At 67.0% G+C, this 13123-nt stretch carries 14 protein-coding genes; 7 read left to right on the top strand and 7 right to left on the bottom strand.

The features are described 5' to 3' along the window. Positions 1-64 precede the first annotated feature (64 nt). Together DX03_RS16055 and DX03_RS16050 are read left to right on the top strand one after the other, a co-directional pair. Positions 65-373 (top strand): NAD(P) transhydrogenase subunit alpha part 2, encoded by a 309-nt coding sequence (locus DX03_RS16055; RefSeq protein ID WP_019182396.1) that lies wholly within the window; start codon positions 65-67, stop codon positions 371-373. After that, a complete protein-coding gene (locus DX03_RS16050; RefSeq protein ID WP_038690362.1) occupies positions 370-1824 on the top strand; it encodes an NAD(P)(+) transhydrogenase (Re/Si-specific) subunit beta in 1455 nt (484 codons plus the stop codon). The genes DX03_RS16055 and DX03_RS16050 overlap by 4 nt, the downstream gene beginning before the upstream one ends. A gap of 120 nt (positions 1825-1944) precedes the next feature. On the opposite strand, the gene DX03_RS16045 is transcribed toward DX03_RS16050, so the two are convergent. Beyond that, positions 1945-2364, bottom strand: coding sequence for a hypothetical protein (locus DX03_RS16045; RefSeq protein ID WP_038690360.1), 420 nt, complete (start codon positions 2362-2364; stop codon positions 1945-1947). Positions 2365-2482: 118 nt separating this feature from the next. Here DX03_RS16045 and sufT point away from each other — a divergent pair, with 118 nt between their 5' ends. The 3 genes from sufT to DX03_RS16030 all read left to right on the top strand — a co-directional run bounded on the left by sufT (position 2483) and on the right by DX03_RS16030 (position 6390). Continuing rightward, entirely contained in the window at positions 2483-3034 is a 552-nt protein-coding gene (gene sufT / locus DX03_RS16040) for a putative Fe-S cluster assembly protein SufT (RefSeq protein ID WP_038690358.1), read from the top strand. Positions 3035-3091: 57 nt separating this feature from the next. Then, positions 3092-4189 carry a branched-chain amino acid aminotransferase gene (locus DX03_RS16035; protein WP_038690356.1) on the top strand — a complete coding sequence of 366 codons (1098 nt, stop codon included), beginning with the start codon at positions 3092-3094 and terminating at the stop codon, positions 4187-4189. Positions 4190-4644: 455 nt separating this feature from the next. Continuing rightward, complete coding sequence (locus DX03_RS16030) at positions 4645-6390, top strand: S8 family peptidase (protein ID WP_038690355.1); 1746 nt, start codon at positions 4645-4647, stop codon at positions 6388-6390. A 293-nt stretch (positions 6391-6683) separates the two neighbouring features. Here DX03_RS16030 and DX03_RS16025 read toward each other — a convergent pair whose 3' ends face one another. The 4 genes from DX03_RS16025 to wrbA form a co-directional block, all read right to left on the bottom strand. After that, positions 6684-7598 (bottom strand): IS110 family RNA-guided transposase, encoded by a 915-nt coding sequence (locus DX03_RS16025; protein WP_038690353.1) that lies wholly within the window; start codon positions 7596-7598, stop codon positions 6684-6686. 615 nt (positions 7599-8213) lie between these two features. Next, positions 8214-8699 (bottom strand): asparaginase domain-containing protein, encoded by a 486-nt coding sequence (locus DX03_RS16020; protein ID WP_038690351.1) that lies wholly within the window; start codon positions 8697-8699, stop codon positions 8214-8216. Between the two features lie 103 nt (positions 8700-8802). Beyond that, positions 8803-9138: a DUF2069 domain-containing protein gene (locus tag DX03_RS16015; RefSeq protein WP_038690349.1), complete on the bottom strand. Its 336-nt coding sequence runs from the start codon at positions 9136-9138 to the stop codon at positions 8803-8805. Continuing rightward, positions 9135-9725, bottom strand: a complete 591-nt coding sequence (gene wrbA / locus DX03_RS16010; RefSeq protein WP_038690347.1) for an NAD(P)H:quinone oxidoreductase — start codon at positions 9723-9725, stop codon at positions 9135-9137. Before wrbA ends, DX03_RS16015 begins: the two co-directional genes overlap by 4 nt. Positions 9726-9808: 83 nt before the next feature. On the opposite strand from wrbA, the gene DX03_RS16005 reads away from it, so the two are divergent. Together DX03_RS16005 and DX03_RS16000 are read left to right on the top strand one after the other, a co-directional pair. Further along, entirely contained in the window at positions 9809-11083 is a 1275-nt protein-coding gene (locus tag DX03_RS16005; RefSeq protein ID WP_038690345.1) for a YihY family inner membrane protein, read from the top strand. After that, positions 11080-11649 carry a TlpA family protein disulfide reductase gene (locus tag DX03_RS16000; protein WP_038690343.1) on the top strand — a complete coding sequence of 190 codons (570 nt, stop codon included), beginning with the start codon at positions 11080-11082 and terminating at the stop codon, positions 11647-11649. The genes DX03_RS16005 and DX03_RS16000 overlap by 4 nt, the downstream gene beginning before the upstream one ends. A 298-nt stretch (positions 11650-11947) precedes the next feature. Here DX03_RS16000 and ppk2 read toward each other — a convergent pair whose 3' ends face one another. Together ppk2 and DX03_RS15990 are read right to left on the bottom strand one after the other, a co-directional pair. Continuing rightward, a complete protein-coding gene (ppk2, locus tag DX03_RS15995) occupies positions 11948-12727 on the bottom strand; it encodes a polyphosphate kinase 2 (RefSeq protein WP_038690341.1) in 780 nt (259 codons plus the stop codon). Positions 12728-12777: 50 nt separating this feature from the next. Beyond that, a complete protein-coding gene (locus DX03_RS15990; protein WP_038690339.1) occupies positions 12778-13116 on the bottom strand; it encodes a hypothetical protein in 339 nt (112 codons plus the stop codon). Between the last annotated feature and the right edge of the window lie 7 nt (positions 13117-13123).

Here is a 13123-nt window from a genome sequence, read left to right as displayed (position 1 = left end):
GCAGAACGGTTCAGCGCATGGTTATGATGGGGGGACGGGATCACCGCCTGGGAGACACACTGCAATGAGCGACGGGTTCGTGGCGTTGTACATCTTCATGCTGGCCGCGATCGCCGGCCACGTGATCATTTCACGGGTGCCGGTGATCCTGCATACCCCCCTGATGTCCGGGTCCAACTTCATCCACGGCATCGTGCTGATCGGCGCGATGGTGGTGCTGGGCCACGCGCAGACGCCGCTGGAGAAGATCATCGGCTTCATCGCGGTGGTGCTGGGCGCCGGCAATGCCGCCGGTGGCTACGTGGTCACCGAGCGCATGCTGGACATGTTCAAGCCCAGCGCCAAGCGCGACGCCGGGGAGAAGGCGCCTTGAACGTGAGCACCGCGCAACTGCTGCAGTGGCTGGTGCAGGTGAGCTACCTGGTGGCCGCCACCCTGTTCCTGCTGGGCCTGCAACGCATGGCCTCGCCGATGACCGCGCGCAGCGGCATCCGCTGGGCCGGGCTGGGCATGCTGATCGCCACCGTGGCGACCTTCTTCCTGCCCGAGCTGCACAACATTCCGCTGATTCTGGCGGCGGTGGCGATCGGCACCGGCGTGGCCTGGTGGTCGGCCAAGCGCGTGGCGATCACCGACATGCCGCAGATGGTGGCCCTCTACAACGGCATGGGCGGCGGTTCGGCCGCGGCGATCGGCGCGGTGGAACTGCTGCGCTTCTCGTTCCTGGCCAACCGCGATACCACCCATTGGAGCGAGCAGGCGCTGGCCGACCTGGCCGCGCGCCAGCCGTCGGCCACCGTGCTGGCGCTGGCGGTGATCGGTTCGGCAATCGGTGCGGTGTCGCTGTCCGGCTCGATCATCGCCTGGGCCAAGCTGGACGGCCGACTCGACCGGCGCGTCACCTTCCCCGGGCAGCAGGCGTTCAACCTGCTGGTCGCGCTGGCGATGGTGGTGCTGGGCGCATGGGCGGCCATCAGCCTGAGCCCGGTGGCCATCATCAGCTTCTTCGTGGTCGCACTCGCCCTGGGCGTGCTGATGACGCTGCCGATCGGTGGCGCCGACATGCCGGTGGTGATCTCGCTGTACAACGCGTTCACCGGCCTGGCCGTGGCATTCGAAGGGTATGTGCTGGGCAACGAGGCCCTGATCATCGCCGGCATGATGGTCGGCGCGGCCGGCATCCTGCTGACCCGCCTGATGGCCAAGGCGATGAACCGGCCGATCAGCGGGGTGCTGTTCTCCAACTTCGGCGGCGGTGGCGTGGCGCAGGAAATCAGCGGCGCGCAGAAGCCGATCGAGGCCAGCGACGTGGCCGCCATGCTCGCTTTCGCCGAGCGCGTGGTGATCGTGCCCGGCTACGGCATGGCCGTGGCCCAGGCGCAGCACAAGGTATGGGAACTGGCCCAGCGCCTGATCGACCGCGGCATCAAGGTGAAGTTCGCCATCCACCCGGTTGCCGGGCGCATGCCGGGCCACATGAACGTGCTGCTGGCCGAAGCGGGCGTGCCTTACGACCTGATCGCCGACATGGACGACATCAACCCCGAGTTCCCCAACACCGACGTGGTGCTGGTGATCGGCGCCAACGACGTGGTCAACCCGGTGGCGCGCACCGACCCGGCCAGCCCGATCTACGGCATGCCGATCCTGGACGTGGTCAACGCGCGCAACGTGGTGGTGATCAAGCGCGGCAAGGGCACCGGCTTTGCCGGCATCGAGAATGCCCTGTTCTACGCCGACAACGCCCGCATGCTGTACGGCGATGGCGCCGGTGCGGCCAGCGCGCTGGTCAGCGAATTGAAAGCCCTCGACGGCGGACATTAAACAGAGAGGTAGTGCCGGCCGCTGGCCGGCTCCCCACGATGCGTGAATACCAACGCGTTTCCGTCCGGGGGTCATGAAGAGCCGGCCAGCGGCCGGCACTACCGACGGCGTGCAGGGCGGCTACTTCGCCACCCACCACCCGATCACCAGCGCCACGCCCAGCCACAGCCATTCCACCGCGCCGTTGGCCAGGCCGAGCAGCGTCCAGGCCATGAATGGGCCCATGCGCAACGCTGAATCCCACGGATTGAGGCCCATCGAGCCGCCCAGGTAGGCCGAGGCGATGCCCCAGTTGGCCGCCAGCGCAACCAGCAGGGTCGCCAGCAGGGTCACCACCACCCGGGCCGGCCCGGCGCGGAAGGTGCCCAGGCGCAGCATGAAGGCGATATCCAGCGCCGCCAGCACCGCCATCCAGCCGGCCTGGCGGCCGCTGAGCAGGGCAATGAACAACCAGGCCAACGTGGCCGTGACGACACCAAGCAGCAACATCGGGGGCCAGAGCCAATGGCGGCTCCGGACAGGCACGGACGTGGGCGACATGCAATCTTCCTGTGAGTGCCCACAGGATACCGGCTTGCGGGGTGACCGGCGCGTGGGCGGCCGCTGGGCTAAAATGGTCGCCTTGCGGGAATTGGCCGCGACCCCCATATCGATCCACATGTATTCCCGTAGCAGTGAACCTGTCCACTTCGAACGCGACTGCGAGGCCGTCATGGTCCCGCAGGGCGAAACGGTCACGCTGCCCGCTGGCAGCTATGGCTACATCACCCAGGCCCTGGGTGGCAGCTATACCGTCTTCGTCGAAGGCAATCTGTTCCGCATCGCCGGCAAGGACGGCGACGCCATCGGCAAGGAACCGCCGCCGGCGCTGGAGCTGCCTGAAAACGCCTCCGATGACGAAGTCGAAAAACTGGTGTGGCAGCAGCTGCGCACCTGCTTCGATCCTGAAATCCCGTTCAACATCGTGGACCTCGGCCTGGTGTACGAGGTCGACCTCAAGCACCTGGACGATGGCCGGCGCGAGATCGACGTCACCATGACCCTGACCGCGCCCGGCTGCGGCATGGGCGATATCCTGGTCGATGACGTGCGCAGCAAGCTGGAGATGATTCCGACGGTGGCCCAGGCCGACGTCGAGCTGGTGTTCGACCCGCCGTGGGGCCGCCACATGATGTCCGAGGCCGCCCGGCTCGAAACCGGCATGTTGTAACCGCCCACCGCCAGCAGGCGTCGCGGCGTTCCCCGTAACCAGAACAGGAAATATCCGGTGTCCCAGTCTTCCGTGAGCTTCAACACCACCCGTTCCGCCACCCCGCGCAGCAGCGAGGAGCGCGAGCGCATCCTGGCCGCCCCCGGTTTTGGTCTGCATTTCACCGACCACATGGTGGAAGTGCGGTGGGACAAGGACACCGGCTGGCACAACGCGAACGTACGTCCGTACGGCCCGCTGCAGCTGGACCCGGCCGCGGCGGTGCTGCATTACGGCCAGGAAATCTTCGAAGGCATCAAGGCGTACCGCCACGCCGACGGCTCGATCTGGACCTTCCGCCCGGACGCCAACGGCCGCCGCCTGCAGCGCTCGGCGCAGCGCCTGGCGCTGCCGGAACTGCCGGTGGACATCTTCGTCGAATCGCTCAAGCAGCTGATCGCCGTGGATGCCAGCTGGGTGCCGTCGGCCGACGAATCCAGCCTGTACTTCCGTCCGTTCATGATCGGCGATGAAGCCTTCCTCGGCGTGCGCGGCGCGCACAAGGCCGGCTACTACGTGATCGCCAGCCCGGCTGGCCCGTACTTCGCCAAGGGCGTGGCCCCGGTGTCGATCTGGCTGTCCACCGAGTACGCACGTGCAGCCAAGGGCGGCACCGGTGCGGCCAAGTGCGGTGGCAACTACGCCGCCTCGCTGCTGCCGCAGCAGAAGGCGCAGGCCCAGGGCTGCTCGCAGGTGCTGTTCCTGGACCCGGTCGAGGGCAAGTACCTGGAAGAACTTGGCGGCATGAACGTGTTCCTGGTCTACAAGGACGGCACCCTGGTGACCCCGGCGCTGTCGGGCAGCATCCTGGAAGGCATCACCCGCGAGAGCATCCTGCAGCTGGCCCGCGACCGTGGCATGAAGGTCGAAGAGCGCAAGGTCACCATCGACGAGTGGAAGCAGGGCGTGACCTCCGGCGAGATCGCCGAGGTGTTCGCCTGCGGAACCGCTGCGGTGGTCACCCCGATCGGCCAGCTCAAGGGCGAGGGCTTCTCGGTCGGCGACATCAACGCGCCGGCCGGTGAAGTGACCATGTCGCTGCGCAAGGAGCTGACCGACATCCAGTACGGCCGCCTGCCGGACCGCCACGGTTGGCTGGTGCGTCTGGACGCGTAAGCGCCCAGCACCCGGATGACTCCTGAAAAACCCGCCTGGCAACAGGCGGGTTTTTTCATGGGCGTCGTACTGGTGGCCGCACGCGGAGGCGCATTGTCCAGCGGTGGCAGCGCCGCGCAGGCCCCGTTGCGCAAGGCTTGTCCGCCGTTTTCCGATGCAGACAGCCGAAACAGACATTCGATGGCGCGATGTGACCGGTCGGAAGGCGCCAAGTTCCTTCACTTTCACAAACCTTCGACACGGAAAGTCTCAGATCCGACATTTCATGTCGCTGAAGTGCGGCTGAAACATTGTTGAACCCGCAGCGACCCACTAGGTTCGCGATGGGCGGTTTGATTTCAGGGGAACCGATCCAGCAACCGGTCTCGATCCGCGCCATCGCGTTCAACAGCCCCCGGGTCGGGACTGGAAATTCAGCCGCGTTCGCGGCATCCACAGTCTGAAAGGGAAATCCGATGTCTCATGATTCGCAACCCCGTTTGCGTCAGCGTGCATTGGTTGTACTCGGCGCGTCCGTCCTGTCCACCCTGCTGCTGGCCGCCCCGGCATTCGCCGGCGATGTGCAGCTGAGCGGCTTGTCGTCGGCACCGACGCACCAGCGTTTCATCGTCAAATACAAGGATGGCGCCAACCTGGTCGCCACCCCGACCGCACTGGCCAGCTCGTTGAAGGCGGCGGCCTCGGCCGTACCGGCTGCGCAGGGTCGCGCGCTGGGCCTGCAGAAGCTGCGCCAGCTGGCCATTGGGCCGACCGTGGTCAAGGCCGACCGTCCGCTGGATGCGGCCGAGTCGGAACTGCTGATGCGCCGCCTGGCGGCCGACCCGAACGTGGAATACGTCGAAGTCGATCAGCTGATGCACGCCACTCTGGTGCCCAACGACGCGCGCCTGTCCGAACAGTGGGGCTTCGGCACCAGCAACGCCTCGATCAACGTGCGCCCGGCATGGGACAAGGCGACCGGTACCGGCGTGGTGGTGGCGGTGATCGACACCGGCATCACCAATCATCCGGACCTCAACGCCAACATCCTGCCCGGCTATGACTTCATCAGCGACGCGGCGATGGCGCGCGATGGTGGCGGCCGTGACAACAACGCGAACGATGAAGGCGACTGGTACGCCGCCAACGAGTGCGGCTCGGGCATTCCGGCCTCGAACTCGAGCTGGCACGGTACCCACGTGGCCGGCACCATCGCGGCGGTGACCAACAACAGCACCGGCGTGGCCGGTACGGCATTCAACGCGAAGGTTGTGCCGGTGCGTGTGCTCGGCAAGTGCGGCGGTTACACCTCCGACATCGCCGATGCGATCGTGTGGGCCTCCGGCGGCACGGTCAGTGGCGTGCCGGCCAATGCCAACCCGGCCGAAGTGATCAACATGTCGCTGGGCGGCGGTGGCACCTGCTCGACCACCTACCAGAACGCGATCAACGGCGCGGTGTCGCGCGGCACCACGGTGGTGGTGGCGGCGGGCAACAGCAACACCAACGTGTCTTCGTCGGTGCCGGCCAACTGCGCGAACGTGATCGCGGTGGCGGCCACGACGTCGGCCGGTGCGCGCGCGAGCTTCTCCAACTACGGCGCGGGCATCGATGTTTCGGCCCCGGGCCAGGCGATCCTGTCCACGCTCAACAGCGGCACGACGGTGCCGGGTACGGCGTCCTACGCGTCCTACAACGGGACGTCGATGGCGGCGCCGCACGTGGCCGGCGTGGTGGCGCTGGTGCAGTCGGTGGCACCGACGGCGTTGACGCCGGCGGCGATCGAGACGTTGCTGAAGAACACGGCACGGGCATTGCCGGGCGCATGCAGCGGCGGGTGCGGCGCGGGCATCGTGGACGCCGATGCGGCGGTCACGGCGGCGCTGGGCGGGACCAATCCGAACCCGGGCACGGGGACGGTGCTGCAGAACAATGTGCCGGTGAGCGGCCTGGGCGCGGCCAGTGGGGCGTCGCTGTCCTACACGGTGGTGGTGCCGTCGGGCCGTTCGCAGCTGAAGGTGAGCATCGCCGGTGGCAGTGGTGATGCGGATCTGTATGTGCGTTCGGGCAGCGCGCCGACCGACACGGTGTACAACTGCCGTCCGTATCTGAGCGGCAACAACGAGACCTGCACGATCACTTCACCGGCGGCCGGTACCTGGCACGTGCGGGTGAAGGGCTATTCGACCTTCTCCGGGGTCACCCTGACCGCGCAGTACTGAGCCCAGATCCCTCTCCAATGGGCACGCCCCGGCTTCGGTCGGGGCGTTTTTTTTGGGGGGGGATTTTTTTTAGAAGCTGAAAGCCGAAGCTTGAGCTTGAGCCGAAGCAGGATCAACGGCCGCGCGTTTGTGCCTGCGTTGGCTGGGCCGGGTACGGGTGGGTTGGCGGGACACGCCGCAAGTACGTCCGTGTAGCAACTGTGTTGCTGGAGGAGGCTTCGGCCCCTCCAGCAGACGGGCACGGTAGTGCCGGCCGCTGGCCGGCAGCCGTTGGAGATGTGCCCGGGCGCGCTTCAGGCGGGGATCGGTCCGCTTTGAGCGTCGCGCACGCGGGCGTTGAGGATCACCAGCATCTTTCGCATTACCGCCACGATGGCTACTTTGGCCTCCTTGCCGCGGGCCCGTAGCGACCGGTAAAAGTCCCGTATGCGCGGTTCGTGCTGCAGGGCTGACATGCCGGCCATGTAAAGCACCTGACGGATCTCGGCTCGACCGCCGTGGATGCTTCGTTTTCCACGCATCGTCCCGCTGTCGTGGGACATCGGCGCCACGCCCACCAGGCTGGCGATGGCCTTTCCACTGATATGGCCCAGCTCAGGCAGGTAGCTGGCCAGCACCGCCTGTACCACCGGCCCCACGCCCTTCATCGACTTCAGAACCGTGAGCTGGGGCTGTTGAGCGAGCTGCTCGGCAATCTGCTTTCCCAGGCGTTTGACCAGTGTCTTCAGGTGGGTGATGTTGGCCTGCAAAAGCCGGCGCAGTTCACGATCACCCACCATTTCCTGCTGCTGTCGCGCGACGGCCAAGGCCTGGATCATCTGTCGACGTGCCCGCACAAACTCCCGCAGTTTCTGCTGCCAAGGCTCCAACGGCTGATAGGCCGGCAGCTTCACCAGCGTGGCCATCTGTGCTAATGCATAGGCATCCAAGCGGTCGGTCTTGGCCCTCTGGCCCAGCCCCTGAGCAAGCTTCCGCGCCCGCAAGGCATTGGCCCGAACCACCGGATGACCGGCCTTGTGCAGAAAATCCAGCACAGGCTGTTCGTAGCCACCGGTGGCCTCCAGCACGATCTGGTTACTCGGGCGCTGCCTCAGCCAGAGGTCCAATTCAGTGAAACCGGAGGGGTCATTGCTGACCTGCAGGGTTTGGCCGTCGGAGGTTCCAACATCCAGCCGGCGCTTGCTTACATCAATCCCGATCCCGTTCATCGCCCGACTCCGTATAGTCTGGAAGGGTCGAGAGCTCCCCCGCTTGCCCAGTCTTATCGCTTCGAGTGACAGCTCCAGCAACTGTTCGGGCGGATCAAGGGAGATTCCGGCGTGGGCGCCAAGCTACACGGCGATCGTCGAGATCCAGGCTCACACGGCGGCCCACGCCGGCTCTCGACACCTAAACTGCCAGATTCCGGTCAGATAAGGCTCGTGAGCGCCATCCATGGCGCCCAACGGTCCCGCCAACCCACCCGTACCCAGCCTTTGACAGTGTGCTGGTACGCAACGAAGAAGCGGCATCTTAGAGCGCAGACGTGTTGCTCTGCTCTGTGCTGCTTTGGCCTTGCCCAGGCCACCGACTGACTATCTGGGGTGGGGGTGTGTGAGTTCGCGGGACCGTTGGGCGCCATGGGTCCGGCGCATGCGCCGGACGGGTTGGGCAGGACGCCCAACCCCGGTCTTGCCGTTTGTGCAGGACTGCACAAACGAGCAAGGCGCTCACGAGCCTCCAAGGATGGATTTACGGCGTGTCCCGCGGACTCACACACCCCCACCCAGCCAGGTGCGGCTGGGAATGCAGCTTTTAGAGGCGCAAGCCGATCAGGCTTTTTCTCAGGCTTCTTCGAACCGGTTCGCTGCGACGTTCTTTCGCACGTGCTCCGGGTTCCAGATGCGGCCGTTCATGGCGATGTACACGCCGCTGGCCAGCGACTGCACTGCGCCGATCGCGCAGCCGATGTTGAACTCTGCGTCTGAACCACGGAAGCGGGCCGGGCTCAGTGCGCCGGTCATCACGATCGTCTTGTCGGCGATGCTCCGCAGCACCTGGCCGGTCTGCACCATCGAATCGGTGCCGTGCGTCACCAGCACGTGGCGGGTCGGCTGCGCGGCGATGGTCGCGCGGATCAGCTCGCGGTCCTCATCGGTGATGTGCAGCGAATCCTTGCGCAGGATCGGAATCACATTGAAACGGAACGTCACGCCCAGCTCGCGCAGGATCATCCCGATCTGCGGATCGCCGATCTGGTAGTCCGACTTGTCGTCGAAGTAGATCTTGTCGATCGTGCCACCGGTGGTGATGATCAGTAGTTCGTCCATTGCAGGCTTCCTGGATAGCGGTCAGAACCGTGCGGGCAGCCCGCGCCGGGATGCAGATGATACGACCGCCAGCGCTGCGCCGCAGCCGCAGGCCGCCAACCGGTCAGCGCTTGCCGAAGCGGCGCCGCAGCCCCGGGCCGCTGCCCACCCCGATCACCGCCAGTGCCAGCAGCAGCTCGGCCCACGCCCAGCCGGCCGTTTCCGGGTGGCTCCAGGCGCTCATCACCCCGTGGCTGAACCAGAACAGCGCCAGCACCCCCGCCCAGAAGGTCGCCTTCCCGCGCCGCAACCATACCCCCAGCGCCAGCAGCAGCGGCGGCAGGGTGAACACCAGTTGCGTGGCCAGCCAGTGCCGGTCCTGCGCGAACCACAGCGCGTACACCGCCGCCAACGCCACCAGCAGCAGCGCCAGGATGGCGTCCTGCGCGCGGCCGTTCATGCCAGCCGCCGCGCGATGTCGGCCACGCGCCGGCCCAGCGCACGCGCCAGGATCGCCTCATCTTCGCTCGGTACCGGGTTGTCGTCGGCCCCTGCAACGTGGCTGGCGCCGTACGGCGTGCCGCCGGTGGTGGTGTGGCTCAGCGCCGGCTCGGTGAACGGAATGCCGACGATCAGGCAGCCGTGGTGCAGCAGCGGCACCTGCATCGACAGCAGGGTCGATTCCTGGCCACCGTGCAACGACGCCGTCGAGGTGAACACCGCGGCCGGCTTGCCGACCAGCGTGCCATTGACCCATTCGGCGCCCAGCCCATCCAGGAAATGCTTCACCGGCGCGGCCATGTTGCCGAAACGGGTCGGGCTGCCCAGGATCAGGCCGTCGCACTCGGCCAGATCGCCGATGTCCACGTAGGGCGCGCCATCCTCGGGCACCGGCGGGCGGGCAGTCTGCGTCACCGCCGCCACCGGCGGCACCGTGCGCAGCCGCGCGCTCATGCCCGGCACCTCGCCGATGCCCCGTGCGATCTGGCGGGCCAGCCGGGCCACCGAACCACCGCGGCTGTAGTAGAGCACCAGTATTTCCGCCATCGCGCGTCATCTCATCCGGACCAGCGGCCAGTATGGCGATGCGATGCAGTCCCGCACACCCCTCTTCGGGTACCCTTGCGCCGATGGAACCCCTCGACACCGTGAACCTCTGGATGGAGCGCGTGCGCGATCGCAAGCGTGCCGCCAGCTTCGGCCGCTTCCTCTGGCGGCGCTTCCTGGACGACCGCCTGTTCCAGGCCGCGGCCTCGCTGGCCTACACCACCGTGTTCGCGCTGGTGCCGCTGGCCATCGTGGTATTCGGCGTGCTGTCGGCGTTCCCGGTGTTCGACCGCTGGAGCGACCAGCTCAGCGACTACGTGTTCTCCAACTTCGTGCCCAACGCCGCGCGCGCTGCCGAAGGCTACCTGCGCCAGTTCTCGGCCAGCGCCGGCCAGCTCACCGCCGCCGGTTTCATCGCGCTGGTGGTGTCGCTGCTGATCACCCTCAACAGCGTGGAAGAAACCTTCAACCAGATCTGGCGCGTGGGCTCCACCCGGCCCAAGCTGACCCGCTTCCTGGTCTATTGGACCGTGCTGACCCTCGGCGCGATGCTGGCCGCCGCCTCGCTGGCGGTATCGGCGCGGGTGTTCGCGCTGCCCCTGTTCGGCACCAGCGAAGGCCGCTGGCTGGCCAATTTCTCGCTGACCGTGGCGCCGATCCTGATCGAGTTCGTCTGCATCACGCTGGTGTACCGGGTGGTGCCGCACCACACGGTGAAGTGGCGGCATGCCATTCCCGGCGCGATCCTGGCGGCGGTGATGCTGGAACTGGTGAAGTGGGGCATGGGCGCCTACCTGGGCAGTTTCCAGTCCTACCAGAAGCTCTATGGCACCGTCGCGTTCGTGCCGATCCTGCTGCTGTGGATCTACCTGTGCTGGGTGTCGGTGCTGCTGGGGGCCTCGCTGGCGTCCTCGATCGCCGCCTTCCGCTACCAGCCGGCCGAGCTGCGCCTGCCCACCGGCTACGAGATCTATGGCCTGCTGCGCCTGATCGGGCGGTTCCAGCAGGCCCGTGCCGAAGGCCACAGCCTGGACGATGACGAGATCCTGCGGCTGGAGCCCATGCTCACCGATTCGCTGCTGCAGACCATGTTGTGCGACCTGGAGGCCATCCGCGTGGTACGGCGCGACGAGCGCGGCGAATGGCTGCTGGCGCGCGACCTGGACAAGCTCACCCTGTCTGACCTGTACGAGACCACGCAGATGCGCATTCCGGTACGCGAAGCCTACCTGCCGTACCGCGACGACAGTCTGGGCCAGGCCTCCGTACTGGCGCTGGATGCCTTGCGGCTGCCGCTGCGCGAACTGCTCAAGCGCCGCGTCAGCGATATCTATTCGACCCCCGGAGATACACCATGACCGCCAAGCCCCTGCTGCTGGCCGTGGGCCTGCTGGCCCTGGCCGCCTGCAACAAGCCCGCGCAACCGGATGCCACCGCGCCCGCCCCCGCCGCGCCTCCTGCCGCCGTCGCAGAGCCGGCCACGCCGGCGGCCGGTGAGGTCGCGCCGACCGATCGCAAGACCGTCGAACGACCCACCCTGACGTTGCCGGCCCTGGATGGCAGCACCTACGACCTGGCCGCACATCGCGGCAAGTGGGTGGTGGTCAATTTCTGGGCCACCTGGTGCGCGCCATGCCGCAAGGAGATGCCGGAGCTGTCGGCGCTGCACGCGATGCGCACGGAGATCGAGGTGGTCGGCCTGGCGTACGAGGACATCGAGCCGGCCGAGATGAAGGCGTTTCTTGAAAAGCGCCCGGTGACCTATCCCATCGTCATCGTGGACACCTACAACCCGCCCGAGGATTTCGCCATCCCGCGCGGCCTGCCGTTGACCTACCTGATCGCGCCCGACGGCAAGGTCGCCAAGGAGTTCCTCGGCCCGGTCACCGCGCACGACATCGAAGCGCGCATCAAGGAAGGGTGAGCCGTAGCGCCGGGCTCTGCCGCGCCGCGGGGTACGTACGCGCCATGACGTTGAACGCATCGCCATGCGCCCATGACGTGCCGCACCACGCGCGTAGAGCCGGGCTCTGCCCGGCTGCTTCCCAAGACGGTACACGTGCAGCAGGTGTCCGCGGCGCTCCTGTGAAGCTGCCGGGCAGAGCCCGGCACTACGTTTCGTCGCCATGCGGCAGGTCCCGGATGCATGGCGATGCGTTGATCTCACGACGCCTGGTCACCCCGCGGCGCGGCAGAGCCCGGCTCTACGTGGGGGCGCGGCGTTACGGGATCTCGAACCCCTCGATCGGCGGCAGCACCCCGAACTGCTCCTTGTGCAGCTTGCCCTTCAACGGCGGCAGCGCCAGTTCCGGTTCGTCCACGCGGGTATCGGGCAGGCGGTCGAGCAGGTTGCGGATCAGCGCCAGCCGGCCGCGCTTCTGGTCGTTGAAGTCCACCAGCGTCCACGGCGCCTCGTCACGGTGGGTCGCGCGCAGCATCGCTTCGCGCGCGTCGGTGTAGGCGCTGTACTTGCTGCGTGACTCCAGGTCCACCGGCGACAGCTTCCAGCCCTTGAGCGGGTCAATGTGGCGCTCGGCAAACCGCTTTTCCTGCTGCGCCTGGTCCACGCCCAACCAGTACTTGAACAGCAGGATGCCATCGTCCACCAGCAGCTTCTCGACCACCGGCGCCTGGGCCAGGAACGCCTTGTACTCCGGCTCGCTGCAGTAGCCCATCACGTGCTCGACCCCGGCGCGGTTGTACCAGCTGCGGTCCATCAGCACGATTTCGCCGCCGGCCGGCAGGTGCGCGATGTAGCGCTGGAAATACCACTGGGTGCTTTCGCGGTCGGTCGGCTTGGGCAGCGCCACCACCTTGCATTGGCGCGGATTGAGGTGCTCGGCGATGGCCTGGATCGCACCGCCCTTGCCGGCAGTATCGCGGCCTTCGAACAGCACCAGTACGCGTTGCCCGGTGTGCTGCACCCAGCGCGCCATCGCGATCAGCTCCAGCTGCATGGGTTCCAGCAGGGCCTCGTATTCCTTGCGCTTGAGCTTGCCCATCCACGTGCCTCGGTCATCGTTGGGAACCCCGAGCCTAGCGCAGCGAAAGTTCAGCCGTTGTCGGCGTCGTCGGGTAGCGCACGCGGCCGGTGCACGAGGAGGTCGCCCGGCAGCAGGACCACAGGTTCGCCGGCCCTCTGCAGCAGGCGGTCTGCCACCGGCTCACCCTCATCGTTGCATTCGACGACGGCAAACGACCCGAACGCGTCGGCCGGCCAGGGAAGCGCCGTGGCCACGGCACGACCATCGATCGCGTGCTGTGCGCACCACTGCAGGCGGGCGATGGCCAGGTCGAGCTCGCACTTCCACGCCAACGCGGCAGGGTCGCCGGCGGTGTCGCGCAGCGCCGCGATCGCCTGTGCGCGCTGCTCTTCCAGCAGCGCGAGCACGCGTGGC

It is taken from the genome of Stenotrophomonas rhizophila (assembly GCF_000661955.1).
In the GTDB taxonomy this organism is placed as follows: domain Bacteria; phylum Pseudomonadota; class Gammaproteobacteria; order Xanthomonadales; family Xanthomonadaceae; genus Stenotrophomonas; species Stenotrophomonas rhizophila.
This window is presented reverse-complemented; position numbering and strand designations above follow the sequence as displayed.